The sequence below is a fragment of the Frankia sp. CcMO1 genome, assembly GCF_977945845.1.
On sequence record NZ_CDWTMG010000222.1, the window covers coordinates 1 to 728 of the forward strand.

The window sequence follows — 728 nt, forward strand, 5'->3', positions numbered from 1 at the left end:
GCTCGGGACCGAGCGCCCGCACCTGCCGCAGTGGCGCGAGCGCGGCTGGTAGCACCGGGCAGCGCTACACTCACCGGATAAAACGGTCGGGGAGGCACGGGTCACATGGAACATCACCGAACGGACGCCGCGGGGCGCAGCTACCCCTACCTCAGCTGGCAGGGCCTGAACGCGGTCACCTTCGGCCTGGTCCTGATACTCGCCGGCTTGGGGAACCTCGGCGGATCGTTCATCGGGTGGCCGGCCTTCGGCATGGGCGGGGCGGTCGTCCTCGCGGCGGCCTTCGGCGTGGCGCGCTACGAGCAGCGCCGCGGCGCGGTGACGCAGAGCACGAGCCGGCGGCGACTGCTCGTCGCCAGCGTCGCGGCCCTCGCGGTCCTCGTCGCGGCGAGCCAGATCGGCCGGTGGATGCCGGAGGGGACGCCGGTCGGTTCCGCGAGCGCCCTGACCGTGGCCTGGGCACTGGCGGTTCTCACGTTTCGACTTCTGGGGCCGGGCCTGCGAGTGCACCATCTCGTCGTGTGGGGAGCGGTGCTGGGCGTAGGCCTGCTGCCCGTCTGGAACACGGAGCCCGGGAGTGACACGACGTCGTTCCTCATCGCGGGCATCGGGTTCGTGCTCACCGGGGCCCTCGACCACCGCCTCCTGGCCGGGAACCTCCGTGCCGGCCTGGCCCCGGAAATGGACCAATCCGGCGCCTAAGCGCGGCCCCACCGACGATTCATGCG

At 72.1% G+C, this 728-nt stretch carries 1 protein-coding gene; it reads left to right on the forward strand.

Features of this window, described 5'->3' with window-relative positions; translation table 11 throughout:
• Positions 1-105 precede the first annotated feature (105 nt).
• Positions 106-702 carry a hypothetical protein gene (locus tag AC08OU_RS19900; protein ID WP_476605536.1) on the forward strand — a complete coding sequence of 199 codons (597 nt, stop codon included), beginning with the start codon at positions 106-108 and terminating at the stop codon, positions 700-702.
• Positions 703-728 lie beyond the last annotated feature (26 nt).

Excerpts from the sequence above, each read along its gene's own strand:
- AC08OU_RS19900 (WP_476605536.1), top strand. The coding sequence starts at position 106 with ATGGAACATCACCGAACGGACGCCGCGGGGCGCAGCTACCCCTACCTC.